This is a genomic window from Nocardia sp. NBC_01329 (genome assembly GCF_035956715.1).
In the GTDB taxonomy this organism is placed as follows: Bacteria; Actinomycetota; Actinomycetes; order Mycobacteriales; family Mycobacteriaceae; genus Nocardia.
Genome location: NZ_CP108381.1, coordinates 1,491,789 through 1,517,616 on the forward strand (window position 1 = coordinate 1,491,789; position 25,828 = coordinate 1,517,616).

Annotated in this window: 21 protein-coding genes and 1 pseudogene; 15 read left to right on the forward strand and 7 right to left on the reverse strand. The window is 67.9% G+C overall.

The features are described from left to right. The first annotated feature begins 130 nt into the window (after positions 1-130). Positions 131-808, forward strand: a complete 678-nt coding sequence (locus OG405_RS06950; RefSeq protein ID WP_327150792.1) for a TIGR00266 family protein — start codon at positions 131-133, stop codon at positions 806-808. 8 nt (positions 809-816) lie between these two features. Here the strand turns inward: OG405_RS06950 and OG405_RS06955 are convergent. The 5 genes and pseudogenes from OG405_RS06955 to OG405_RS06975 all read right to left on the reverse strand — a co-directional run. Continuing rightward, positions 817-957 (reverse strand): annotated as a pseudogene (locus tag OG405_RS06955) (dihydrofolate reductase family protein); the annotation flags it as partial. A gap of 56 nt (positions 958-1,013) precedes the next feature. Beyond that, positions 1,014-1,940 carry a helix-turn-helix domain-containing protein gene (locus OG405_RS06960; RefSeq protein WP_327150793.1) on the reverse strand — a complete coding sequence of 309 codons (927 nt, stop codon included), beginning with the start codon at positions 1,938-1,940 and terminating at the stop codon, positions 1,014-1,016. Positions 1,941-2,005: 65 nt separating this feature from the next. Beyond that, positions 2,006-4,642, reverse strand: coding sequence for an excinuclease ABC subunit UvrA (locus OG405_RS06965; protein WP_327150794.1), 2,637 nt, complete (start codon positions 4,640-4,642; stop codon positions 2,006-2,008). 86 nt (positions 4,643-4,728) lie between these two features. Continuing rightward, positions 4,729-6,075: a YhgE/Pip domain-containing protein gene (locus OG405_RS06970; protein WP_327150795.1), complete on the reverse strand. Its 1,347-nt coding sequence runs from the start codon at positions 6,073-6,075 to the stop codon at positions 4,729-4,731. Between the two features lie 205 nt (positions 6,076-6,280). Next, positions 6,281-7,474: a DUF418 domain-containing protein gene (locus tag OG405_RS06975; protein ID WP_327150796.1), complete on the reverse strand. Its 1,194-nt coding sequence runs from the start codon at positions 7,472-7,474 to the stop codon at positions 6,281-6,283. Between the two features lie 92 nt (positions 7,475-7,566). Here OG405_RS06975 and dop point away from each other — a divergent pair, with 92 nt between their 5' ends. The 11 genes from dop to OG405_RS07030 all read left to right on the forward strand — a co-directional run bounded on the left by dop (position 7,567) and on the right by OG405_RS07030 (position 20,876). Continuing rightward, the gene (gene dop / locus OG405_RS06980; RefSeq protein WP_327150797.1) at positions 7,567-9,066 is read left to right on the forward strand and encodes a depupylase/deamidase Dop; all 1,500 of its coding nucleotides are present in this window, start codon (positions 7,567-7,569) and stop codon (positions 9,064-9,066) included. A 165-nt stretch (positions 9,067-9,231) separates the two neighbouring features. Next, positions 9,232-9,426, forward strand: coding sequence for a ubiquitin-like protein Pup (locus OG405_RS06985; RefSeq protein WP_030521323.1), 195 nt, complete (start codon positions 9,232-9,234; stop codon positions 9,424-9,426). Next, complete coding sequence (gene prcB, locus OG405_RS06990) at positions 9,423-10,295, forward strand: proteasome subunit beta (protein WP_327150798.1); 873 nt, start codon at positions 9,423-9,425, stop codon at positions 10,293-10,295. Before OG405_RS06985 ends, prcB begins: the two co-directional genes overlap by 4 nt. Beyond that, on the forward strand, positions 10,292-11,044 hold the full coding sequence (gene prcA, locus OG405_RS06995; RefSeq protein WP_327150799.1) for a proteasome subunit alpha: 753 nt from the start codon (positions 10,292-10,294) through the stop codon (positions 11,042-11,044). Before prcB ends, prcA begins: the two co-directional genes overlap by 4 nt. Positions 11,045-11,571: 527 nt before the next feature. Continuing rightward, positions 11,572-12,930, forward strand: coding sequence for a Pup--protein ligase (pafA, locus tag OG405_RS07000; protein ID WP_327150800.1), 1,359 nt, complete (start codon positions 11,572-11,574; stop codon positions 12,928-12,930). Positions 12,931-13,725: 795 nt separating this feature from the next. Beyond that, positions 13,726-14,721, forward strand: coding sequence for a helix-turn-helix transcriptional regulator (locus OG405_RS07005; RefSeq protein WP_327150801.1), 996 nt, complete (start codon positions 13,726-13,728; stop codon positions 14,719-14,721). After that, on the forward strand, positions 14,718-15,701 hold the full coding sequence (locus tag OG405_RS07010) for a helix-turn-helix transcriptional regulator (protein WP_327150802.1): 984 nt from the start codon (positions 14,718-14,720) through the stop codon (positions 15,699-15,701). The genes OG405_RS07005 and OG405_RS07010 overlap by 4 nt, the downstream gene beginning before the upstream one ends. A 156-nt stretch (positions 15,702-15,857) precedes the next feature. Beyond that, positions 15,858-16,112, forward strand: a complete 255-nt coding sequence (gene tatA, locus OG405_RS07015) for a Sec-independent protein translocase subunit TatA (protein ID WP_327150803.1) — start codon at positions 15,858-15,860, stop codon at positions 16,110-16,112. 169 nt (positions 16,113-16,281) lie between these two features. Further along, the gene (tatC, locus tag OG405_RS07020; protein ID WP_327150804.1) at positions 16,282-17,250 is read left to right on the forward strand and encodes a twin-arginine translocase subunit TatC; all 969 of its coding nucleotides are present in this window, start codon (positions 16,282-16,284) and stop codon (positions 17,248-17,250) included. Positions 17,251-17,319: 69 nt separating this feature from the next. After that, positions 17,320-20,022, forward strand: coding sequence for a DEAD/DEAH box helicase (locus tag OG405_RS07025; protein WP_327150805.1), 2,703 nt, complete (start codon positions 17,320-17,322; stop codon positions 20,020-20,022). 77 nt (positions 20,023-20,099) lie between these two features. Next, entirely contained in the window at positions 20,100-20,876 is a 777-nt protein-coding gene (locus OG405_RS07030; protein WP_327150806.1) for a DUF4333 domain-containing protein, read from the forward strand. Between the two features lie 209 nt (positions 20,877-21,085). Here the strand turns inward: OG405_RS07030 and OG405_RS07035 are convergent, their stop codons facing one another. Beyond that, positions 21,086-22,054: a 5'-3' exonuclease gene (locus OG405_RS07035; protein ID WP_327150807.1), complete on the reverse strand. Its 969-nt coding sequence runs from the start codon at positions 22,052-22,054 to the stop codon at positions 21,086-21,088. A gap of 71 nt (positions 22,055-22,125) precedes the next feature. Here OG405_RS07035 and OG405_RS07040 point away from each other — a divergent pair, with 71 nt between their 5' ends. Further along, complete coding sequence (locus OG405_RS07040) at positions 22,126-23,265, forward strand: M24 family metallopeptidase (protein ID WP_327150808.1); 1,140 nt, start codon at positions 22,126-22,128, stop codon at positions 23,263-23,265. A 30-nt stretch (positions 23,266-23,295) separates the two neighbouring features. On the opposite strand, the gene OG405_RS07045 is transcribed toward OG405_RS07040, so the two are convergent. Continuing rightward, entirely contained in the window at positions 23,296-23,700 is a 405-nt protein-coding gene (locus OG405_RS07045; RefSeq protein ID WP_327150809.1) for a pyridoxamine 5'-phosphate oxidase family protein, read from the reverse strand. An 83-nt stretch (positions 23,701-23,783) separates the two neighbouring features. Between OG405_RS07045 and OG405_RS07050 the strand changes: the two genes are divergently transcribed. Both OG405_RS07050 and cbiE read left to right on the forward strand, forming a co-directional pair. Next, a complete protein-coding gene (locus tag OG405_RS07050; RefSeq protein WP_327150810.1) occupies positions 23,784-24,548 on the forward strand; it encodes an SDR family NAD(P)-dependent oxidoreductase in 765 nt (254 codons plus the stop codon). Continuing rightward, positions 24,545-25,813 (forward strand): precorrin-6y C5,15-methyltransferase (decarboxylating) subunit CbiE, encoded by a 1,269-nt coding sequence (gene cbiE / locus OG405_RS07055; RefSeq protein WP_327150811.1) that lies wholly within the window; start codon positions 24,545-24,547, stop codon positions 25,811-25,813. The genes OG405_RS07050 and cbiE overlap by 4 nt, the downstream gene beginning before the upstream one ends. Positions 25,814-25,828 lie beyond the last annotated feature (15 nt).

A 25,828-nucleotide genomic window follows, 5' to 3' on the forward strand; every position in this document is an offset into this window, starting at 1 on the left:
CGCGTGCCATGGCGACCCTGACATCGGCCGATATCCCGCACCGGGTTCCGCGGTACCGGACCGTGCCCGGAGCACCGGCAGGTTCGCCGCCGGTGCCGTACAGCCACCGGCCCGGCGGTAGTGTCGGCTCATGAAAGTTGAACTGCGGCACAATCCGTCGTCGACGGTTGCCCGGTGTGTCCTCGCGGGTGATGAACCGGTCCGGGTGGAATCCGGTGCCATGGTGGCGCATTCGGCGGGAGTGACGCTCGAGGCCAAGGCCGAGGGCGGCATCCTGGCCGGTTTGAAGCGTTCGATGCTGTCGGGTGAGTCCTTCTTCGTCTCCACTTTCACCGCACCGCAAGAGGGCGGCTGGGTAGATGTGGCGCCGTCGCTCCCCGGGGACATGCTGGCATTGCAGGTCGCGCCGGATCGGCCGTATTTCATCAGTCGTGGGGGCTGGATCGCGAATTCCTCCGGCGTGCAGGTGGAGAGCAAATGGGGCGGTTTCGCCAACCTGTTCGGCGGTGAGGGCGGTTTCGGTTTGCGCGCGTCCGGACAGGGGGAGGTCGCGGTCGGTGTCTTCGGCGCCATCGATGTCATCGACCTTGCTCCCGATGAACCGGTCACCATCGATACCGGCCATGTGGTGGCCTACGACCTGTCGATCCGGTTCACCGTCCGGCGCGCGGTCTCCGGTCGCTCGCTGCAGTCTCTGAAATCCGGTGAGGGCCTGGTCTTCGATTTCGTCGGCCCCGGGCGGGTCCTGCTACAGACCCGTAACCCCAGCGCGTTCGCCTCTTGGACGGCATCGGTTTCCTCAGGATAGAGCGGTGCTCTGGGCAGCAGCGGCGCCCCGCTGCGCAGGGTCACCGGCGCGATGGACACGATCACCTCCTTCAGCAGGCCGTGCTCGGCGAATTGCCCGGCCGGATCCCCGCCGCCGACGATCCACAGATCCTTACCACCCGCCGCCTCGCCCGAGGCCGGCACCGGTTCCGGGTGAACCGCACATCGCCGTCGGTCCGGTGAGGTCACGTCGAGCTGCGCTTTCGCAGCCAGTCGATCGGGTCGCCCCAACCGACTTTTTCTTCGGACGATTCGCTGTGCAGCCAGTACCGGATCTGCTGGCGCCGATAAGCGGCATAGCTGAGGACATGGGCGATCACACTGCCCAGGACGAAACTCTCGGGCGGATCACACAGCGCGTCGATGAGGGTGTCGCCCCATCCGCCCCGGCGATCGATCTCGCGCACCGTCTCCAGCCAGCGCGGCCCCACCTTGTCGAGCCGGGCCGTGAGCGCGGCCGGATCGTCCCCGGCGGGGGCCGGGGTATCGGCGCCGTCGATGGAGGCCAGCCAGACCTCTTTGCTTTGGATCAGGTGGTGCAGCATCGCGGCGATCGATTCCTCGGGACCGTCCCACGGCAGGACGACGGCGCCGGCGGACCGGATCCGCCGGTACTGCTCGTCGGAGAGCCCGGACGCCGCTTCCAGGAGCAACCGGGTGTCCTCGAGATCGTGGTGCAGCAGCAGTGCGGTCGGGTCCATATCGGACCGTCCTTTCGGTTCGCCCTCGACCCACAGCGACATGGGCGGATGGAAATGGATCCCGTTCACCGAAGGCAGCCAGCGCGCGGCCCGGCCGGTCGGTGGCGGTGTCGCGCTCGGCGGATGGCCGAATGCGCGGGCGAAGGCCCGGCTGAATCCCTCCACACTGTCGTACCCGGCAGCGAAGGCCACCTCGGTCACCGATGCCCCTTTGCCGAGCTGCCAGCAGGCACGTTCGAGCAGGATCCGCCGGCGCAGCCCTACCGGAGACTCCCCGGTAGCGCGGCTGAACTGCCGGGAGAAATGGAACGGGGAAGCATAAGCGCCGGCCGCCATCTCCCCGAGTGTCGAGTTGTCCTCGTCGAGTACGGCGTCCAGCAGTTCCCGGAGACGGTCACGTCGGTTGCTCACTCGTAGAGTCTGGCCGCTGGGTGTCCGGAGGCGCTTGACCGATCTTGCGCAAGTCCGGTCGAAGGTCACTGCGAAGCGATAGACGGCCGTTGCGCGGACCCCGGCCGGACGACTCGCTCCGGCGCGGGGCCCGGTGTGTTCGCAGCCACCAACAGCGGTAGTCCTGCCGCATACCGCCGGAAGTAGCCGGCCGTAGGGGTGTCGGCCGTCGCGACGACCTCCGGGGGGCCGGTCGCCACCACCTCACCGCCGTCCGGCCCGGCTCCCGGGCCGAGATCGATGACCCAGTCCGCGGACGCGGCCACCGGGATATCGTGTTCGGCCACGACGACCGTGTTACCCGAATCCAGCAGCACATCGAGTGCATCCACCACGCATTGGATATCGGACGGGTGCAGGCCGGACACGGGCTCGTCGAGAACGACGAGCCCGGCCTTACGGCTGGTGGCGCCACGTCGGATCGCGGAGGCCAGCTTCAGTCGCTGCGCCTCCCCGCCGGACAACTCCGTGGCGCTCTGCCCCAGGCGCAGATAACCGAGCCCGACCTGATCGAGCGCCTGCAAGATCTCCGCGAGCTGCCGCGGTCCGGGGAAAGCCTGTACGGCCTCGGCGACGGTCAGCTGAAGCACTTCGTCGATGGTGGATCCGCGGTATCGGATCTCCGCGGCCTCCGGCTTGTAGCGCCGGCCCTCGCATCCATCACACACCACCCACACGTCCGGCAGGAAGTGCATATCGACCAGCGTGCGGCCGTAACCGGTACATGCCTCGCAGCGACCGCCGCCCGCGGTATTGAAGCTGAACCACGAGGCATCTATCCCGCGTTCCCGCGCAACCTCGGTCTCGGCGAACAGCTTCCGGACGATATCGAAGGCTTTGCTGTAGGTGGCGGGGTTGGACCGCGGTGTCCGCCCCAGCGGTTCCTGATCGACGACGGCGACCCAGCCGAACCCGCTCAGGCCGGTGACCTGACGCACCTGATCCGTCGCTGTCCCGGCGAGTGCGGCCTCCACGCCGGTACCCAACGCGCCGAGAAGACTGCTCTTCCCGCTGCCGCTCACCCCGGTCAGGCAGGTGAGCCGGCCTACCGGGAAGCGCACGAGGTCCGCCTTCACAGTGTGCGCACTCGGCCCGTGCAGGCACACCCAGCCGGTGTCGCCCCCGATCCGGCGCCGGGTCCGTCGCAGCCGCGGGCCCGAACCGGCCAGGTAACGCCCGGTGACCGACGCCGGGTGGGCGGCCACGTCGGCGGGAGTTCCGGCCACCAGAACCGTACCGCCGTGGCGGCCCGCGCCCGGCCCCAGATCGATCACCCAGTCGGTGCGCGCGATGAGTTCGGGATCGTGTTCGACCAGGAGCACCGTGTTACCGGCCGCGCGCAACTCCAGGGCGATATCGAGCAGGTGCGCCTTGTCCGCCGGATGCAGTCCGGTACCGGGCTCGTCCAGGACGAACACGATATCGCTCAACTCGGTGCCGAGTTGCGCGGCGAGCCGCGTGCGCTGCAACTCACCCCCGGACAGTGTCGCCGCGCTCCGCGAGAGCTGGAGGTGGGCGAGGCCGAGCCGGTCGAGGATTCCGAGCCGCCGGTCGAGGTCTTGCAGAAGCGGCTCGCCCGCTTCCCGCTGCCGGGTTTCCAGATCGCGCGTGAGGCGCTGTGCCCAGCCGCGCACTTCCCGAATTTCCACCTCGACCAGATCGGGGTAGGTCAGCCCACCTATCCGGATCGACCCGGCAGTCCGGCCGTAGCCGCTGCCGCCGCAGGTCCGGCAGCGAAGCTTGCGCAGGTACGCCAGGTAGCGCTGTTTGGCAGCGGGGGTCCCGGCCTTGGCGAACACGCGCTCCACCTCGGCGAGTGCACCTCGTAGTGGCCGGCTCGACGTATAGGTCATCCGGGTCGTCTCGTGCTTGTTCGGAATCTCTACGGTCGCCGCGATTCTCTCCCCACCCGTGCCGTACAGCACGCAGCGGCGGAACTCCTCGGGCAGGGACCGCCACGGCCGAGCGAGATCGACCCCCCGCTTCTCCGCGAGTGCCGGTATGAACGCGTGTTCTCCGGAACGCCATTTCGCATACCAGGGCGAGGCACCCTCGAACAGTGGAAGTTCCGGTCGGGTGATGATCAGGTCCTGCTGTGCCTGCCAGCGCCCGCCCACCCCGTGGCAGTCCGCGCAGCTTCCTTCCGGTGTGCTTCGATCGAAATGCGCAGTCGTCAGCGGCTCCCGCTCGCCTTCCTGCGCCGGCCCGGTGCCGATCGCCGGTAGACGCGAGTACAGCAGTCCCAGATGCCCGTCGATACCGGTGAGCGTGGCCACCGTGGATCGCGGGTTGCGATTCAGGCGGCGCTGGTCGACCGCGAGCGTCGCTCCGAGTCCCAGGATACGGTCGACCTTCGGACGATTGCGCTGGGTGATGTACTGCCGAACGAAGGGCGAAAGCCCTTCCAGATATCGCAGCTGGGCCTCGCTGTGCAGGGTGTCGACCGCCAGCGAGGTCTTGCCGCTACCGCTCACCCCGGTGAAGGCGACGAGCCGCCCTTTGGGGATGGTCACCGATACATCGCGCAGGTTGTTGGTCCGCGCGCCCACGATCTCGATGGTGTCCTGAACCGTGCGAGCGAGGCGCGGTTGCGGGTGCACCGTGTTTTTTGCACCGGGATCGGTCTCTCGCGGGTTCCGGTGGTGGTCACGTCGGTTGCTCACCCGCCGATTCTGCGCGATCGCGGCCGCGACGCGCATGACAGATTTTGCGCTGTCGCCCGGCACCACGCTCGTCTGCTGCGACGGGCTCACCGACTGCCGCGTACCAGGCCCTTCCGGTCGTAGAGGAAGGTCATCACCGCGCCCAGGATCAGGCCCACGGCCAGCCCGAACAGGCACATACCGACACCGCGGGAGAGTCCGGGATTGCCGTGGGCGTCGAAGTAGAGGATGGCCCGGATCCCGAGGTAGATCTGGTGCATGGGCTCGAACATGGCAAGCCATGCCATGTACTTCGGGGTCGCCTCGAGCGGGATGGTGGCGCCGGCCGAGGGCAGGCCCAGCACGATGAACAGGATCAGGTTCAGCAGCAGGCCCGCAGAACCGAACACCGCCAGCACCGACAGTGCGGTCACGCCGACCGCGATGATCGCCAGCGTGCTGAACAGGAAGAAAGCCAAGCCGTAGTCGAAGGGCATATCCAGGAGCGTGCCGATACCCAGGAAGAGCCCGGAGACGATCGGCGCCGCGACTGCGATCACCCCCCATTTGAGCATCAGCGTGCGCAGCCGGGAATGCGCAGCGGTGGGCCGATGGACGAACCACGGGCCGTACTCGGTGGGTACGAAACCGAGTGCCGAGTCGATCATGGTGTGCACGATCATCGCGCCGGTGAAACCGGCCAGCACTACCAGCAGGGTGACGAAGAACGCCGAGAGGCCGCTTCCGGTCCCCGCGGGCAGCGGGCGGTACTGATCGGTGATCACCTCGATCGGTTCGGACAGCATCAGGCGTGCGGCGCTGGACACCTCTGGGGCGCTGCCGCCGGGCGGCGGGGTCAGCGCGGCGTTCACCGTATCGGTCAGTTGCCGGCCCACCTCGGTGTTCACCTGATCCAGGGCCTGCCGGGTCACGAGGGCCACGATCTGGGTGGCGTAGGTGCCGGTCCGGGGGTTGGTCCAGACGGTGACGGCGGGCTGCTGGATATCCCCGGGCACCACCGCGCCGGTACCGAGGATCGACAGCCGTTTGGACAGATCGCTGGGCAGCACGATCGCCCCGTAGACTTCGCCGTTGCCGAGCAGCCGCTGAGCTTCCGCGATCCCGGTGACCCGCAGGTCGATCTTGTCCGCGGGTATCTGCTGGATCAGGCCCTCGGTGATCTGATCGCCGACGTTGATCGGGGTGCCGTCCCGGATATCACCGTCGTCCTGGTTCACCAGCGCGATCGGGAAATCGTGCAGATTCTTCTCGGGGTTGACGACGTAGCCGAGGTACATGACTGCGAGCAGCGACATCAGCAACGTGACGACCACCAGCGGGCCCGCCCATACCCGTAACCCGTGCCTGCTCGCGGCCAGTGTCGCGCCGTCCCCGGAGCGGCCGGTCGTCTGGGTGCGTGAGCCCCGTTCGTCTCCGGTGCTGTCCGGCTCCATCCGTGCCTCCCTCGATGCCACAGGTCCCGGATCCCGGCGGTGTGCAGGGGTCCGCGCGGGTTTCATCGTGGCAGCTCACCGTCCAGAGAAGGGGACGGCCGGCTGGTGTGTCGGTCACTGCGCGGGTCGGGCCGGAACAGAGGTGTCCGGTGTCATGGGCCGGTCCGGGGTCCGTCCCCGGCGTGCTCTGCCGTACCCGGCCGGTTCAATGCGCCCGGGTGATCCGCTGGTAGCTCGTATGCCACAACCATTCCACCGGTCCGCGTTCGAACCGGCGCAGCCAGATATGCGCGAATAGTCCGATCACCGCGACCACCACCACATACATGGCAACCGTGAACGGGACTCGGGCCTCCGGTGCGAACCGCGCGGCGAGGCCGAATCCCCAGCCGTAGCACAGGATCGACGCCACCAGGTTCTGCAGGATGTAGCAGCTGAGCGCGGTCCGGCCGATCTCGGCCATCCGGCGTCCTACGAATCCGGCTCGGGGCCTGCGGAGATAGAACTCGGCCACCAGCGCCAGGATCGCCAGCGAGACGAACGGCGCGACCAGGTACCGGGTGATGAGTACGAGGTCGCCGCCGCCCAGGACACCCACCAGCAGGTCCAGCGGCGCCGCGACGCCGAAACCGCCGAGTACGAGCCACCGGCGCAGCCGGACACCGTCGGGGCGGAACACGCCGGCGTCGAAGAGCCGTGCACCCAGCAGGAACAACCCGATGGAGAGCGGCAGGATGAAAACGGCTTCCAGTCGGAACAGCAGCGCGTTCTCGGCTCGGAACACCACCAGGTCCAGGAACGAACCCTCCGCGTACGGATTCGGGGACAGCGGTTCGGAGCCCGAGTCACCGGTGGCGGATCCGCCGGCCAGTAGCGCGGCGGCGTACAGCGCGATCAGCACGAGATGGACGCTCAGCATCGCGATCAGCCAGCCGCCCTGCGCGCGTGGCCCCAGGGCGAGCAGGAACGCGACGATCAGCCCGGTCACCGCATACCCCATGAGAACGTCGAATTCGGCGACGAGCAGGAAGTTGAGCAGGCCGTCGAGGAACAGCAGCGCCGCCCGCCACGGATACCCGCCGGGCCACGTCCGTCCGGCGCGCCGCGCCGAGGCTTGCTGGATCGCCAGGCCGACCCCGAACATCACCGTGAGCAGACCCAGGAATTTGCCCTGCGCCAGCTGCTGTAGCACCTTCTCGGTCCACATCCACGCGTCGGCGGGTGCGGTGCCGAGCCGGGACAGGTATCCGACAATGCCCTCCGGGTCGGTGAGGATCCAGATATTGGTGCCGAGCGTGCCCAGAATCGCGATTCCGCGCAGCACATCCAGCGCTACGAGGCGCGACGGCCGGGACGGGGACGGACCGGGGAGCCGGGGGTCGGCGGCGGTGCGGGTCATGGTGCGAGCATGCGGCCGCACCGCTCGCCACGGCATCGGCCGGAAGTACGACTCGACGGATGATTCGTGGTCCGTCGCCTACTCTCGAACCCATGCAGCGCATCATCGGTATCGAGGTCGAATACGGGATCTCCACCCCCACCGAGCCGTCGGCCAACCCGATCCTCACCTCTACCCAGGCGGTACTGGCGTACGCCGCGGCCGAGGGGGTGCCGCGCGCCAAGCGCACCCGATGGGATTACGAGGTCGAGTCGCCGCTGCGCGACGCGCGCGGTTTCGATCTGAGCCGGATGAACGGTCCGGCGCCGGTGATCGACGCCGACGAGGTCGGCGCGGCGAATATGATCCTGACCAACGGCGCCCGGCTCTATGTCGACCACGCGCATCCGGAGTATTCCGCTCCCGAGGTCACCGATCCATTGGACGCGGTGATCTGGGACAAAGCCGGCGAACGAGTGATGGAAGCGGCCGCTCGGCACGCGTCCAGCGTTCCCGGCGCACCCCGGATGCAGTTGTACAAGAACAACGTAGACGGCAAAGGCGCCTCCTACGGCACGCACGAGAACTATCTGATGAGCCGCGAAACCCCTTTCAACGCGGTGATTCTCGGGCTCACGCCGTTCTTCGTATCCCGACAGGTGATCTGTGGATCCGGCCGGGTCGGTATCGGCCAGTCCGGCGACAACGCGGGCTATCAGCTATCGCAGCGCTCGGACTACATCGAGGTCGAGGTCGGGCTGGAGACCACGCTCAAACGCGGAATCATCAACACCCGCGACGAACCGCACGCCGACGCCGACAAATACCGCCGGCTGCACGTCATCATCGGTGACGCCAACCTGGCCGAGATGTCGACGTACCTGAAGGTCGGCACCACTGCGCTGGTGCTCGATCTGATCGAGTCCGGTGCCGATCTGTCCGATCTGCAGTTGGCCCGCCCGGTCACCGCGGTTCACACCATCAGCCACGACCCCACCCTCCGCGCCACCGTCGCAATGGCCGACGGCCGCGAACTCACCGGGCTGGCGATCCAGCGGCTGTATCACGAACGGGTCGCGAAGTTCGTCGAGGAGCAGGGCAACGACGACGATCGGGTGCGCGATGTGCTCGACAACTGGTCGATGGTGCTGGATCTGCTGGAACGCGATCCGATGGAATGTGCCGATCTGCTCGACTGGCCGGCCAAACTGCGCCTGCTCGAAGGGATGCGCAGCCGTGAGGGCTTGGGCTGGGCGGCCCCGAAACTGCATCTGATGGATCTGCAGTACTCGGATGTGCGGCTCGACAAGGGCCTCTACAACCGGCTGGTGGCGCGCGGGTCGATGAAGCGGCTCGTCTCCGAGCAGCAGGTGCTCGACGCCATGACCAAGCCGCCCACCGATACCCGCGCCTACTTCCGGGGCGAATGCCTGCGCCGGTTCGGCGCCGATATCGCCGCCGCCAGCTGGGACTCGGTGATCTTCGATCTGGGCGGTGATTCGCTGGTCCGGATCCCCACCCTGGAGCCTCGCCGCGGCACCAAAGCGCACGTCGGAAAGCTCCTCGACGGTGTGGATACCGCTGCTGAACTGGTGCGACAGCTCACCACCTGAGTGTTCACCCGAAGTGCCCCCGGCGGTCGCTGCCACCGGGGTGGGACGTAATCCGACTACGTGTCGTCCCGGCTGGGTAGTGTTGAAGAACGAGCACAGGGGTGCTCATGATTCGTCCGGTCCGCGAGCGCGGCCGGTCGGTGGAAACAGAGGAGGTCGGCTGCGATGGCACAAGAGCAGACCAAACGCGCCGGGGGCGGCGACGATGACGAAGGCGTCGACGGCGTAGACGCCGCGGGCCAGGAGCGGCGCGAGAAGCTGGCGGAGGACACCGACGACCTGCTCGACGAGATCGACGATGTGCTCGAAGAGAATGCCGAAGACTTCGTCCGTGCCTACGTGCAGAAAGGTGGCCAGTGACCGCAGGTGACCCCTCGCGTCTCCATCTGGGGTACGCCCTATCGTCCTTTTCCGAACATCTGCGTCAGCACGCACCGGATCTCCTGCCGGGTAGCGGATTCGACGCCCTGAGCCAGCCCACCGCCGCCGGAAAACCCGGCGGCGGTGCCGCGGGAGATATCGCACCGCACGGCACCACCGTGGTCGCCGTGTCCTATCGCGGCGGTGTCCTGATCGCCGGTGATCGGCGCTCCACCCAGGGCAACTTGCTGGCAGGCCGGGATGTGGAGAAGGTCCATATCACCGATACCTACTCGGCGACCGGTATCGCCGGGACCGTGGGCATGGCCATCGAACTGGTCCGCTTGTTCGCGGTGGAACTGGAGCACTACGAGAAGATCGAAGGTGTCTCCCTCACCTTCGACGGCAAGGCCAACAAACTGTCGAAGATGGTGCGCGACAACCTGCCGGCCGCCATGCAGGGCCTGGCGGTGGTGCCACTACTGGTCGGCTACGACCAGCAGGCCACCGATCCGGACCGGGCCGGTCGCATCGTCTCCTATGACGTGGTGGGCGGGCGCAGCGAGGAGCGGTTCGGTTTCACCGCCGTCGGCTCCGGTTCCATGTTCGCGCGGACCTCGTTGAAGAAGCTGTACACCAAGGGCCTCGATGACGACCGTGCCCTGCGGATCGCGGTCGAAGCCCTGGTGGACGCGTCCGACGACGATACCGCCACGGGCGGGCCGGATCTGCTGCGCGGGATCTACCCGACCGCGATCCTGATCGATCACGAGGGCGCCGTGGAGGTGGCCGAATCCCGGCTCGAGCAGATCGCGCGCGGTATCGCCGCCGACCGTGAGGCCGCACAGGAAGGGAGCGCCCGGGCATGACCCTGCCGCTGTATGCGTCCGCCGAGCAGATCATGCGCGACAAGACCGAGCTCGCGCGCAAAGGTATCGGCCGGGGCCGCAGTGTCGTTGTGCTCGCCTACGACAAGGGCGTGGTGTTCGTCGCGGAGAATCCGTCGGCGACCCTGCACAAGGTCAGCGAACTCTACGACCGGACCGGTTTCGCCGCCGTCGGCAAGTACAACGAATTCGAGAACCTGCGCCGGGGCGGAATCCTGCAGGCCGATCTGCGCGGCTATCAGTATGATCGCCGCGATGTCACCGGCCGGGCGCTGGCCAACGCCTATGCCCAGGCATTGGGATCGATCTTCACCGATCAGCTCAAACCCTACGAGGTGGAGATCTGCGTCGCCGAGGTCGGTTATCCGGAGCAGGAGCCCGAGTCGGTCCTCTACCGGATCACCTTCGACGGATCGATCGTCGACGAGCGCGAGTACGTGGTGATGGGCGGAACCACCGAGCCCATCGTCAGCGCGCTGAAGGAGTCCTACCGGTCTGGACTGGACCTGGCCGCGGCGCTACGCGTCGCGGTTTCGGCACTGCAGACCAGCGAAGGCCCGGACAAGGACAAACGCTCCCTCGGGTTCGGTTCACTGGAGGTGGCGACGCTGGAGCAGGCGCGCCCGCGGCGGGCGTTCCGCCGCATCGGCCGCACTGCCCTCGAGGAACTGCTGGCCTCGACCGGCGATTCCGGGTCGGATGCGCCGGAAACCGGAGGAAAACCGGACTGAGCCGTTCGGTTTCGTCTCTAGGAATAGATTCGCGGGTCGCGCACCGGATGTCGGTGCGCGACCCGGCTTTGTGTTCGGCTGTCCGTGGATCGGCGCAGTGCCGTGAACCGCCGGCCGATCCGTGCTCATCTCTGCAAAGGCGCTGACGGCGACGACACCTGGTGCGATCGCCGGCTCCACGAACGCTGGATCTTTCTTCTACTCCGTGACGGTCGGAAACTCGATCGGGCCACGCCCGGATTCTGCAGCGGCGTGGCGGCCTGACCATGCTCCTCGATGCTCACCCGCCCACCCACCTTCCGTCTACCCCGGATGGTCACCATCCGTTGTCGGGGCCCGCCCCGGTTCTGGAGCGACGAAGCGAAGGAGCGCAGCGACTGAGCGCAGGAGTGAAGAACCGGGGTCACGAGGGCTCCGACCCGCGGCGCCGCAGGCGCCGCCGAAAATACAGAATCGTTGCCAAGCCGTATACATCGGGTTTTCCGCACTGACCCGCAGGAATCATTCAGCGCTGTAACCTCGATAGTGTGCAGCGACGAATTATGGGGATCGAGACCGAATTCGGTGTGACGTGCACCTTTCACGGACACCGCCGGCTCAGCCCCGACGAGGTGGCCCGGTATCTGTTCCGCCGGGTCGTTTCCTGGGGGCGCAGTTCCAATGTGTTCCTGCGAAACGGCGCCCGGCTCTATCTCGACGTCGGTTCGCATCCGGAGTACGCCACCGCCGAATGTGACAGCCTGGTCCAGTTGGTCACTCATGACCGGGCCGGGGAGCGAGTATTGGAGGAGCTGCTCATCGACGCCGAGCAGCGCCTCGCGGAGGAGGGTATCGGCGGGGACATCTACCTGTTCAAGAACAACACCGATTCGGCGGGCAACTCCTACGGGTGTCATGAGAACTTCCTGGTCGTAAGGGCCGGAGAGTTCTCCAGGATCTCCGATGTGCTGCTTCCGTTCCTGGTCACCCGGCAGTTGATCTGCGGGGCCGGCAAAGTGCTGCAGACGCCGAAGGCGGCCACATTCTGTCTGTCGCAGCGGGCCGAGCACATCTGGGAGGGCGTCTCCTCGGCGACCACCCGTTCGCGTCCGATCATCAACACCCGCGACGAACCGCACGCCGACGCCGAGAAGTATCGGCGCCTGCATGTGATCGTGGGTGATTCGAATATGGCCGAGCCCACCACCATGCTCAAGGTCGGCACCGCCGCCTTGGTGCTGGAGATGATCGAGGCCGGGGTTTCGTTCCGCGATTTCGCGCTGGACAACCCGATCCGGGCTATTCGGGAGGTCAGTCACGATCTCACCGGCCGCCGCCCGGTGCGGTTGGCCGGGGGCAGGCAGGCCAGCGCGTTGGATATCCAGCGCGAGTACTACGCCCGTGCCGTGGAGCATCTGCGCAACCGGGACCGGGATCCGCAGGTCGACCAGGTCGTCGACTTGTGGGGCCGTACCTTGGACGCGGTGGAATCGCAGGATTTCGCGAAGGTCGATACCGAGATCGACTGGGTGATCAAGCGCAAGCTTTTCCAGCGCTACCAGGACCGATACAGCATGGAGCTGTCCGATCCGAAGATCGCCCAGCTGGATCTGGCTTACCACGACATCAAACGCGGTCGCGGTGTGTTCGATCTGCTGCAACGTAAGGGTCTGGCCAAGCGGATCACCGAGGACGACGCGGTGGACGCCGCGGTCGATACCCCGCCGCAGACCACTCGGGCCAAACTGCGCGGCGATTTCATCACCGCCGCCCAGGCCGCCGGCCGTGATTTCACGGTCGATTGGGTCCACCTCAAGTTGAACGATCAAGCCCAGCGCACGGTGCTGTGCAAGGATCCGTTCCGCTCGGTGGACGAACGGGTGGATCGCCTGATCGCATCGATGTAGCTCGGCTCTCCCCGCGCCGGTCGGACCTGGTCCGACCGGCGCGGGTGTCGTTTTCCGCCGATCGACCGACCCCGTGGCTGTTTATCCGACAGCACACACCGGGTCGTCGCTGCGGGCGATCGCGACGACGGACCTGTGCCGTCCCCCGCTCAGCCGAGCTCCGCGCTGATCTCGGTGGCCGATGACTTCGAGCGGTTCCTGTACCGGTTCTGGGTCGAGAACACCGCATGGTTCGAGGCCGGCTACGACGAGCTGGACGAGATCGATTTCTCCCCAGGCGGTTCGCGATTATCTCGCCGGTCTGCCGAAAGTCGCCTCGCCCGCAGACGAGCACGACCTATCTCGTTCCCGCTGAGCTCATCGCGGACGCGCGCAACGCCGAGGCGTAGGTGTGAATTTCGGCGACATTGCCCCACCAGAACACACCCGCCATGGAATACAACCCGGAACTCCTCTCCCTTGCCCGAGCACCCGAATGGCCGGGTAACCGTTACCGGTCCACCGGCAGGGCCCGCCGGTGGAAGAAGAGCGCCTGCGGCCGAGCTCGCCGGGGATCGGCGGCCTTTGCGCACCGAAGGTTTTGTGGTCCGACCCAGGTGATCCAGCCCCACTTTCGCCGCAACCTCCCCTTCCACTCCGGATGGTCACCCTCCGCAGTCGGGGCCCGCCCCGGTTCTGGAGCGACAGAGCGAAGGAGCGCAGCGACTGAGCGCCGGAGTGAAGAACCGGGGTCACGAGGGCCCCGACCAGCGGCGCCGAAGGCGCCGCAAATAAACACTGCATTATCCTGCTCGGGTGGCGATATCCAAGGTCGAGCGCCTGATGAATCTGGTCATCGCGCTGCTGTCGACTCGGCAGTTCCTGACTGCGGAGCGTATCCGGGAGAGTGTCGCGGGCTACGAGGACTGTGCCAGCGACGAGGCTTTCAGCCGGATGTTCGAGCGGGACAAGAACGAGCTCCGGGATCTGGGCATACCGCTGGAGGTGGGCCCTTCGGGGCGTTTTTCCACGGTCGAGGGGTATCGCATCAATCGGGACGCCTATGAGCTACCGGATATCGATCTGACCAGTGAGGAGTCGGCTGCGGTGGCCGTGGCGCTGCAGATGTGGGAGTCGCCGGAGCTGGCGGCGGCCGCGGCGGGGGCCTTGCTGAAATTGCGGGCGGGGGGTGTGCACGTCGAAACCGATACCGCGTTCGCGGCCATTCCGGCGGTGCCAGCGCGTACCCGGGGGTCGGAGCCGGTACTGGGTAAGTTGCTGGCGGCGATCGATGCCGGTCAGGCGGTGCGGTTCGAACATCGCGCTGCGAGCAATGCGCCGTATCTGATGCGCGATGTCGAGCCGTGGGGGGTGGTGACCTTGCGGGGGCGCTGGTATCTGGTCGGGCACGATCGGGACCGGGATGCGGTGCGGACTTTTCGGCTGTCGCGGATCGGGGAGGAGATCACGGCGTACGGGCCGCGTAATGCTGTGCATCCGCCCGCGGGTACGGATCTGCGGGAGATCGTCACCCGGGTGACCGGGAGTGTGCCGGTCACCGGTTCGGCGACGATCTGGGTGGCGCAGGGCCGGGGCCGGGATCTGCGCCGGATCGGCGATGTGGTGGGTAGCCGGGTCGTCGGTGACCGGCCGGGCAGTGTGCTCGAGGTGCCGGTCAGGTCGCAGAATTGGCTGGCTCGGTTGATCACCGGACTGGGTGCCGACGCGCTGGTGCTCGAGCCCGCGGAGTTGCGGGCCGATGTGGTGGCGCGGCTCCGTTCGGTGATCGACCGGACGGAGGTGGCGTTGTGAGTACCCGGTTGTCGGCGCGGTTGTCGCGGCTGCTGAACATGGTTCCGTATTTCGTGGCCAATCCTGGGATCAGCGCGGTCGAGGCCGCCGCGGATCTGGGAGTGACGACCAAACAGTTGATGGCCGATCTGAATCAGCTGTGGATGTGCGGGCTGCCCGGTTACGGTCCCGGTGATCTCATCGATCTGTCCTTCTCCGAGGAGAGTGTGCAGGTCACGTTCACTGCGGGGATCGAGCGGCCGCTGCGATTGACCTCGATCGAGGCGACGGCGGTGCTGGTGGCGCTGCGTTCGATCGTCGATCTGCCCGGGATGGTGGATCCGACCGCCGCGCATTCTGCGATCGCGAAACTGGAGTCGGCGATCTCCGGGGCGGCGCCGGCCCGGGTGTCGGGTGCCGGTCCGGCCGGTGACCCACCTGCGGAGGCACCCGCGGTGGCCACGGTGCGGTCGGCGGTGGCGGCCCGGCGGGCGTTGCGGCTGGAGTATTACTCGGCGAGCCGCGATGTGGTGTCGAACCGGGTGGTCGATCCGATTCGTATCGTCGCCGTGGACGACAACAGCTATCTCCAGGCCTGGTGCCGGCAGGCCGAGGGCGTGCGCCTGTTCCGGTTCGACCGGATCGAATCGGCGGAAGAACTCGACGAGCCGGCCCGCCCGCCGCGTGAGGCGCGCGATGCCGAGGCGGGGCTGGATCTGTTCCACGACGATCCCGCGGTTCCGCTGGCCCGGTTGCTGATCGCCGCCGATCACGGCTGGGTACTGGACCAGTATCCGATGCACCGGGTAGCGGTACACGGCGACGGGAGTATCGAGGCGACCATGCGTTTCGCCACATTGGACTGGATGGCCCGGCTGGCGCTCGGCTTCGGTTCCGGGGTGACCGTGCTGGGCCCGCCCGAACTGGTCGCGGCGGTCCGGGACCGCTCCGAGGCGGCCCTGGCCGCCTACTTGGCCGCAGGACTCGACGAGCCCGCCTGACAACCGGCGGCCGCTTCTGCGTCTGCTACCACCCGATGTGGCGGTGAACAGCGGTACACCGGCGCGTGACGTGCGGGCATCTGCCCCAGGTTGGGTTCGATGCGGCCGTTGGGCCGGGTAGCATCGAAAAGACCACAGTCTTGGGAGGTAACCACAATGGGCAGTCTGAGCATCTGGCACTGGCTGATCATCGCGGCGCTGTTCGTGGTGTTCTTCGGCGCGAAGCGGATGCCCGACGCGGCCCGCAGTCTCGGCCGGTCGCTGCGGATCTTCAAGAGCGAAGTGAGCGAGATGCACAACGACGGCAAGCCCGCGGGCACCGCCACCGCGCCGCCCGCTCCGGAACTGCCGGCCGGTCGGGAGACGGGTACGCAGGCCTCGGAGACCCGGAGCGAGTCGAAAACGCTCTGAGCTCGTATCCGCGGGTCCGGGCGTGTGCCCGGACCCGGATATGATTGCTGTCGACCCGGCGCTGCCGACCGGGCGCCGGCCGTAGCCCGCGCGGGGGACCGCCGGTGCACCGGGTAGCGCCGCAGGCCGAGCGGAGCGAGGCACGCTGATACGAGGGCATCCACACACCATGCGAATTCCGTTCGACCCCCGGCGCAGCAAGCGCCGGACCAACCCCGACGGCACCATGTCCCTGGTCGACCATCTGCGGGAGTTGCGCACCCGGCTGCTGATCTCCCTGGCTGCCGTGCTGGTCACGACGATCGTGGGGTTCCTGTGGTACTCGCAGTCGTTCTTCGGGTTGGAGAGCCTCGGCGAGATCCTGCGCGGTCCGTACTGTTCGCTTCCTGATTCCACCCGCGCCTCGCTGTCTCCGGACGGTGCGTGCCGACTGCTGGCGACCGCCCCGTTCGAGCAGTTCATGCTCCGGTTGAAGGTCGGCCTCACGGCCGGTGTGGTGTTGGCCTGCCCGGTCTGGCTCTATCAGGCGTGGGCATTCATCACACCGGGTTTGTACCCGAAAGAACGTAAGTACGCGGTCGGCTTCGTGGTGACCGGGTCGGTGCTGTTCGTGGGTGGTGCGGTGCTGGCCTACTGGGTCATCGCGCACGCATTGAGTTTCCTGCTCAGTATCGGCGACAATGTGCAGATCACCGCCCTGAGCGGTTCCCAGTACTTCAGTTTCATCATCCAGCTGCTCATCATCTTCGGGGTCAGTTTCGAAACACCGCTGCTGATCATCGGTCTGAACCTGATCGGGGTGCTGCCCTACGAGAAGCTGAAAGCGTGGCGGCGGGGCATCATCTTCGGCCTGTTCGTCTTCGCTGCGATCGTCACTCCGCAGGACCCGTTCTCGATGCTCGCGCTGGCGCTCGCGCTGACAGTCCTGTTCGAGTTGGCGGTTCAGTTCTCACGGTTCAACGACCGGCGCCGGGCCAGGATCGAGGAGAAGCAGCTGGCCGCCCTCGACGATGAGGAAGCATCGCGTATCGAGGCCCCGGGTTCGGTCGGTCGGGCGACCCCGATCCCGTCGGCCGATTCGGTGCCCACCCCGGAGCAGACGGGCCGGTCCACCTCCGACTATTCGGACACACTCTGACGGCTGCCGCGCGGTCCGCGTAATTTATCGGCGCGACTCGTGTCGGATTCCTCGATTAGTCTCGGAGCCGTGACACCGAACGCGTCGCTGACCGCCGAACTGTCCCGGTTCTCCGCCCAGCTGACATTCGAGCTGGACCCTTTCCAGCGCCAGGCCTGTACCGCCCTGGAGGAGGGGCACGGGGTACTCGTCTGCGCGCCCACCGGCGCCGGGAAGACCGTGGTCGGGGAATTCGCGGTGCATCTGGCGCTGGCCTCCGGCGGGAAATGCTTCTACACCACACCCATCAAGGCGCTGTCCAACCAGAAGTTCGCCGATCTCACCGAGCGCTATGGGCGGGACCGGGTGGGTCTGCTCACCGGCGACCAGTCGATCAACTCCGATGCCCCGGTCGTGGTGATGACCACCGAGGTACTGCGGAACATGATCTACGCCTCGTCCGAGGCCCTGCGCTCCCTGTCGCATGTGGTGATGGACGAGGTCCACTATCTGGCCGATCGGTTCCGGGGCGCGGTCTGGGAGGAAGTGATCCTGCACCTGCCGCCGGAGGTGCGGCTGGTGAGCCTGTCGGCCACGGTGTCGAATGCCGAGGAGTTCGGCGCCTGGATGGAGACCGTGCGCGGTAATACCGCCGTGGTGGTGGACGAGACCCGGCCGGTGCCGCTCTGGCAGCACGTGATGGTCGGGCGCCGGATGTTCGACCTGTTCGACAGCGAATCCTCCGATCAGCGAGTGCTGGTCGATTCCGATCTCGTCCGCTACATCAAACAGCGGGAGAACGCCGACCGGATGGAGGGCTGGGGCGGCAGTCCGCGCGGGCGCGGCGGTCCGCGGCGGTTCTTCCGCCCGATGCCGCGGCCCGAGGTCCTCGCCCGGCTGGACGAGGAAGGCCTGCTACCGGCCATCACGTTCATCTTCAGCCGGGCCGGCTGCGACGGCGCGCTGGCCCAGTGCCTGCGCTCCGGGCTGGATCTGGGCGGTTCCGCCGATCCGGCCGTGGTCGACGCGATCATCGAGAAGCACACCGGTGAGCTGCCCCGGGCCGACCTCGAGGTGCTCGGGTACTGGGAGTGGCGCGAGGCACTGCACCGGGGCCTGGCCGCGCATCACGCCGGAATGCTGCCCGCGTTCCGGCACACCGTCGAGGAGCTGTTCGTCAAAGGACTGGTCCGGGCGGTATTCGCCACCGAGACGCTGGCGCTGGGCATCAATATGCCCGCCCGCACGGTGGTGCTCGAACGACTGGTGAAATTCAACGGTGAGACGCACGCCGAACTGACTCCCGGTGAGTACACCCAGCTCACCGGCCGGGCGGGGCGGCGCGGTATCGATGTGGAGGGTCACGCGGTCGTCCTGTGGCAGCCCGAGGTCGATACCAGCGCGGTCGCCGGTCTCGCCTCCACCCGGACCTATCCGCTGCGCAGTTCCTTCAAACCCGGGTACAACATGTCGATCAACCTGATCGATCGGCTCGGTACCGAGGAGGCCCGGCTGCTGCTGGAACGTTCCTTCGCCCAATTCCAGGCCGACAGGTCCGTGGTGGGCCTGGTCCGCGGGATCGAGCGCAATGAAGGTCAGTTGCACAAGCTCGCCACCCAGCTGGGTGGGGAGGGCGGCGACTTCCTGGAGTACTTCGGGCTGCGGGAACGGATCAAGCAGCGGGAGCGCCGGCTCAACCAGCAGACGCGGACCGATCGCCGGACCGCGGGCGTCGCCGCGCTCACCGAACTGCGTCGCGGCGATGTGGTCGCCATCGGCGCCGGACGCCGGGCCGGATTGGCCGTGATCCTGGAACCCGACGCCACCCCCGGCGACCCACGGCCGTTGGTACTCACCGAGGACAAATGGGCCGGCCGGGTCTCGGTCGCCGATTTTCCGATTCCGGCGCAGCCGCTGGGCCGGATGCGGTTGCCGCGCCGGGTCGATCATCGCACCGCGCGTATCCGCCGCGATCTCGCCGCGGCTCTGCGCAGTACCGGGATCACCGCACCGCACCGGCCCCGCCGCGATAAGCGGGCCGCGGGCGCCGACGATGTCGAACTGTCGGCCTTGCGCCGTGCGATGCGTGCTCATCCCGCCCATTCCCGGCCGGATCGTGAACAGCTGGCCCGGATCGGGGAGCGCTACAACCGGGTGGCCCGGGAGACCGAGTCGATGCGGCAGAAGGTCGCGACCACCACGAACTCGCTGGCCCGCACCTTCGACCGAATCGTCGGCCTGCTGGCGGAACGCGGATTCGTACACGACGGGGAGGTCACCGAGGACGGGCGGCGGCTGGCAAGGATCTATGCGGAGAGCGATCTGCTCGTCGCCGAATGCCTGCGGCAGGGCCTGTGGCGCGGGTTGGGTCCGGCCGAACTGGCAGCCGTGGTGTCGGTTCTGGTGTACGAATCGCGTTCGGAGGGCGGCTATCTCGGGGCCACCGGGCCGACCGCGCCGATCCGGCGCGCGGTGGCCGACACCATCGCCGAGTGGTCACGGTTGCGCAACGACGAGTCCGAGCACCGGTTGGCGCCCAGCCGCGAGCCCGATGTCGGCTTCGTCGGCGGCATCTACAAATGGGCACGGGGTGATGCCCTGGCGGATTCGCTGCTGGCGAGCGGCGATCAGGGTACGCCGCTGTCGGCCGGTGATTTCGTGCGCTGGTGCCGGCAGGTGATCGATCTGCTCGACCAGATCCACAGCACCGCGGACGACACCGAGGTCGCGGCCACCGCGGCCAAAGCCGTCCGTGCTGTTCGGCGTGGTGTCGTCGCGGTGGACGCAGCGTGAGACCATCGATTGTGATTTGATTTCAACCGCACGCGGGGGGCTACCGTGTGTTCGACGAGGCGAGTGGAGGCAACCAGATGAGCGGGCCGTACGGACCGAACGACGCCCCGGGCCCCGGGGAGGGACGTAACGATCCCACCCAGGTCTGGGGTGGGCAGCAGCCGCCCGGCGCGGCACCGCAGTGGGGGAATCAGCCACCCGCGCAGCCCCCGGTGAATCCGCCCGATCCGCAGCAGGCGCAGCCCACTCAGCAGTGGGGTAACGATCCGGGTGGCCAGCAGTGGCAGCCCGCGCCGCCGCCTCAGCAGCAGTGGAGCCAGCCGCAACCACAGCCGCAGCAGCCCCAGCCGTGGGGTGAATCCAACCCGCAGCAGTGGGGCCAGCAGCCGCCGCAGCAGCAGTGGGCCGATCCGAACCAGCAGCAACCGCAGTGGAGCGATCCCAATCAGCAGCAGTGGGGGCAGCAGCAGCAGGCCCAGTCCGGGCAGTGGGGTCAGCCGAATCAGCAGCAGTGGGCGCCGCAGCAGCAGCCTTCCGGCGGCGGTAAGAAGACCGGGCTCATCATCGGCCTGGCGTTGCTCGCGGTGGTGATCGTCGCCGGTGCCGTCGTCGGCCTCCTGACTCTCACCGCCAAGGACCAGCTCGATCAGGCCGCTGTGCAGACCGGTGTCGCGAAGGTCCTGTCGGAGTCCTACGGCATCGAAGACGTCAAGGACGTCCAGTGCCCCGCAGGCCAGGACGTCGCCGTGGACGCCACTTTCACCTGTGATCTGAAGGTCGGCGGCGAAGCCAAAACGGTCAATGTCAAGATCACCAAGGACGACGGTACCTACGAAGTCGGCCGCCCCAGCTGACTCCGCTGATCGAGAGACCCGCCGGACGCTGCCCTCCGGCGGTTTTCTGCTGCACGGCCCGCCATGGATCAGGTCGGGTTCGCCGGAGTGGGAGAAGTGGCGGACGGCGATTCAGAACCTTCCAGAGCACCCAGAGCACACTGGGCCGGTAGGACCCTCCGGACCGCCGTCGAAGGCGACGAACGGCGCGCGAACTGTGTGGTGCCGGATCAGGCGCAGTGTGCGAGCGCGGTGATCAGGCGGGCGACCGGGCTCTCCGCGTTGTAGGCCCGGGCCAGGTCCTGCAGGGCGTCGGCGTCGGCGGGAATGGGGTGCAGGATATCGGGCCGGGACAGGATGACGTCGGCATCGCGCACCACCCGCACCACCGGTGCCGCGGCGTCCAGATAGTCGGCTGCCGCCCGCAATTTGGCGCGGACCCCTTGGGCGAGGTCCGCGCCGGGATCGGCGACGGCTGCTCGTAGTGCCTCGAGCGAGCCGAACCGGTCGATCAGGGTGGCGGCGGTTTTCTCGCCGATTCCGGCAGCACCCGGCAGGCCGTCGGAAGAATCCCCGCGCAGCGTCGCCATATCCGCGTAGGCGGGGCCCGCGTTCTCTTGTGGCACACCGTATTTCGCCGCGACTTCGGCCGGACCGAACAATTCCGCCTTGGCCAGCCCCCGGCCCGCGTACAACACCCGCACCGGCGGTGCGGGGGTATCGCGTACCAGTTGCAGCAGGTCCCGGTCACCGCTGACCACGATCACCGGGTCGGTGCGCTCGGTCGAGGCCAGGGTGCCCAGCACATCGTCGGCTTCCAGGCCCTCCGCGCCGCCGGTGGCGATACCTGCGGCCGCCAGTACCTCGAGGATCATCTCGACCTGCGGGGTGAGCCGGTCCGGCACTTCCTCGGCGCCCGGTTCGGCCGTGGCGGAGGTGTCGAGGCGGTGGGCCTTGTAGGTGGGCACCAGGTCCACCCGATACTGCGGCCGCCAATCCAGGTCCAGACACACCACCAGCCGGGCGGGGTGATGCTTGGTGATGAGGGAGGCGACCATATCGGTGAACCCGCGCAGCGCGTTCACCGATCGGCCGTCGGACGCGGTGATCTTGTCCGGGATCGCGTAGAAGGCCCGGAACCACAGACTCGCGCCGTCCAGCAGCAGCAGCGGACGCGGCGTGGATTCGGTCGTAGTCACCCGGTGAATCTACAAGGCGCCACCGACGTATCCGATGTGCCGCCCCCTGAGCGCGGGGTACCTTCGAGATCATGAGCGCGCACACGGAGTCACGGTTCGCGGCGGATGTCTACGGGCAGCGATTGGAGCGGGCGGTGCAGTTGATCCGCGACGCCCATCTGGATGCCCTGCTCATCACCCCCGGCCCGGATCTGCGATACCTCATCGGATCGGCGGCCCAATCGTTCGAACGGTTGACCTGTCTGGTGATCACCTCCGACAAGGCCACGCCGTCGGTGGTGATCCCGAAACTCGAGGTGTCCGGGCTGCGGGATTCCGCGGTGGACGAACTCGGGTTGCGGGTACTGGACTGGGTGGACGGGGTCGATCCGTACCAGCTGGTCCAGTCGGCGCTGCATATCGGCTCCCGCGTAGCAGTGGCCGATTCCATGCCCGCACTGCATCTGCTGCCGCTGGCGCGTACTTTCAGCGGGCTCCCGGTTTCGGCGACCCCGGTGCTGCGCGAACTGCGCATGACCAAGGACGACGCCGAGATCGAGGCGCTGCGCCGGGCGGGCGCCGCCATCGATCGGGTGCATGCCCGGATGGGGGAGTTCCTGCGGGTCGGCCGCACCGAGGCCGAGGTCGGCAAGGACATCACCGATGCCATCGTGGCCGAAGGTCATACCGAGGCGGCGTTCGTGATCGTGGGCAGCGGGCCCAACGGTGCCAACCCGCATCACGAGGTATCCGATCGCCGGATCGACGCCGGTGATGTGGTGGTCATCGATATCGGCGGGCCGGTGGACCCCGGCTACTACTCCGATTCCACCCGGACCTATGTGCTGGGCGAACCCGATCCGGAGATCGCGGCCCGCTGCGCGGAACTGGAACGCGCCCAGGCCGCCGCCGTCGCTGCGGTACGTCCCGGTATCCGCGCCGAGGCCGTCGACGCGGCAGCCCGCGAACCACTGGAAGCCGCCGGGTTCGGGCCTGCGTTCGTGCACCGCACCGGGCACGGTATCGGCCTGTCGGTGCACGAGGAGCCCTATATCGTCGCCGGTAACGAGCTGGAGTTGCGGCCCGGGATGGCGTTCAGCATCGAACCCGGGATCTATTTCCCGGGCGAGTGGGGCGCCCGGATCGAGGACATCGTGGTCGTCACCGAGGACGGATGTGTCTCGATGAACGAGCGTCCGCACGGGCTCACCGTCCTCCCGGCCGACGGTTAGCGGATTGCGCGCGACCGGTGGCCGACCGGGTCAGCCCTCGCGTAACCGGACCCCGCACAGCACCCGCTGCACCTCGATGGCCAGTACCACCCGGGTCGGGTTCTCCCGCGGCACCCGGTAGCGCTCGGCGTAGCGTCGTTCGGCCTCCCGCACCGCGGCCGGGTCGTCGAGTACGACGGCCGGGCCCTCGAGGGTGAGCCAGCGGGCGCCGTCCACCTGACCGACCGCGGCATAGCCCGATCGGCGCACATTACGGGCCTTGACCGAGGCGCCGTCGGTGATCACCCGGGCCAGACCGGCGCCGGGGTCCCAGGTGAAACCCACCGGCACCACGTGCGGAGTGCCGTCGGCACGCAGGGTGGTGAGGGTGGCCAGATGCCGTTCGGTGAGGAACTCGACGGCCGCCGGGGACAATTCGACAGTACGCAGCGTCATGGATCGACCGTAGCGGGCGTCGCACCGGCCTTGCACGTCTCCCGGTTCTCTCCGCCGGTTCGGGCGGATGACAGACTGAGCGCATGGTTGTGCGTCGAACACGAGGGATCGACCCGGGCACGGTGCTGGTGCTGGGTGGGCGCAGCGAGATCGGCCTGCAAGTCGCGTTGCGGCTCGCGCCCGGGCGGGCGGTGGTACTGGCCGCGCGGCGCTGCGAGGATCTGGACTCCGAGACCGCGGCACTGACCGCCGCCGGGGCGACCGCGGTGTATCCGGTGGAATTCGATGCCGACGATACCGCTGGTCATCCCGCGTTGCTCGGTAAGATCGCGGCCGATTACGGGCCGATCGGGGTCGCGGTACTGGCCTTCGGAGTGCTGGGCGAACAGAGCCGCGCCGAGGACGATCCCGCCCATGCCCTGGCGGTGGTGCATACCGATTACACCGCCCAGATCAGTGTGCTGACCGTGCTCGCCAACGAAATGCGTGCCCGGGGCAGCGGCCAGTTGGTGGTGTTCGGTTCGGTGGCGGGGATCCGGGTGCGGCGCGCCAATTATGTCTACGGGTCGGCCAAGGCCGGATTGGACGGTTTCGCCTCCGGTCTGGCCGACGCGCTACACGGCACCGGTGTACATCTGCTGCTGGCCCGGCCGGGATTCGTGACGGGCCGGATGACCGAGGGGATGAGCCCGGCCCCGTTCTCGAGCACCCCGGACCAGGTCGCTGCCGCGGTGGTGACCGCACTGGGCCGCCGGACCACGCGCGTGTGGATTCCGGGAATCCTGCGCCCGGTGTTCTTCGGGATGCGCCTGCTACCCCAGGCCGTCTGGCGGCGGCTGCCGCGGTGACCGCCGACCCCGCGCTCACCTGGGCGGGGCCGCCGATTCCGGTGGTGGGTATCGGCGCCGACGGCTGGGCGGGACTGTCCGAACGGTCCCGAGGGGAACTGCGCGACTGCGCGGTGCTGTTCGGTTCGGCCCGCCAGCTCGAACTGCTCCCGGACGAGGTGACCGCGCGCCGGGAACCGTGGCCGTCCCCGCTGCTGCCCGCCCTGCCCGGTCTGCTGGCCGATTATCGCGATACCCACCTCGGCGTGCTCGCCAGCGGTGACCCCATGTTCTACGGGATCGGCGTCACCCTTGCCCGGTTGCTCGGCCCGGGCTCGCTGCGGGTCTTCCCACAGGCGTCGGCGGCGTCACTGGCATGCGCCCGGCTGGGCTGGCCGGTCGCGGAGGTGGGAATCGTCAGTGCTGTCGGCCGGCCGCTCGAACGTCTGCTGCCCGAGCTGGTCGAGGAGCGGCGGGTGCTGGTGCTCAGCGCCGACGCCGCGACGCCGGCGCAGGTTGCGGAATTGCTGCGCGACAACGGTTTCGGGCCTTCGGCGCTGACCGTGTTGGAGCAGCTGGGCGGGCCGTCCGAACGCCTGGTGTCCGGCATCGCCGGCACCTGGCGCGAACCTCCGGGCGACCCGCTCAATATCGTCGCTGTCACCGCATCGGCCGAGTCCGGGCGCACCCGCCTCACCCGGCTACCCGGATTACCCGACGGTGCCTACGGCGGTGACGGGCAACTCACCAAATCCGAGATCCGGGCCCTCACTCTCGCGGCGCTCGCGCCCGGACCAGGTGAAACGCTGTGGGATATCGGTGGGGGATCGGGCACTATCGCCATCGAATGGTGCCGTGTCCACCCCGCCTGCCGGGCGGTCGCTTTCGAGATCCTGCAGCGGCGCCGGGACCAGATCCGCGCCAATGCCGCCGGGCTCGGTGTCCCCGATATCGAGGTGCGCGGCGAGGCCGTGGCCGAACTCGCCGGGGGCGCCGCGCTGTCCGGCCCCGACGCGATCTTCCTCGGTGGTGGCCTGACCACGCCGGGTTTGTTCGATCACTGCTGGTCACGATTGCCCGCCGGGGGACGCCTGGTGGCCAACGCGGTCACCGCGGAGTCGGAGGCGCTACTACTGGACTGGTCGGCGGCGCACGGCGGTGGCCTGCGCCGCTTCCAGGTCTATCGCGGCGAACCGCTGGGACGCTTCACCACGTGGCGGCCGCAGCTACCGGTGACCCAGTGGTCGGTGGTGAAGGGCTTGTCCGGGAAGACTTCCCGTATGTGACAACCCGAATGGACG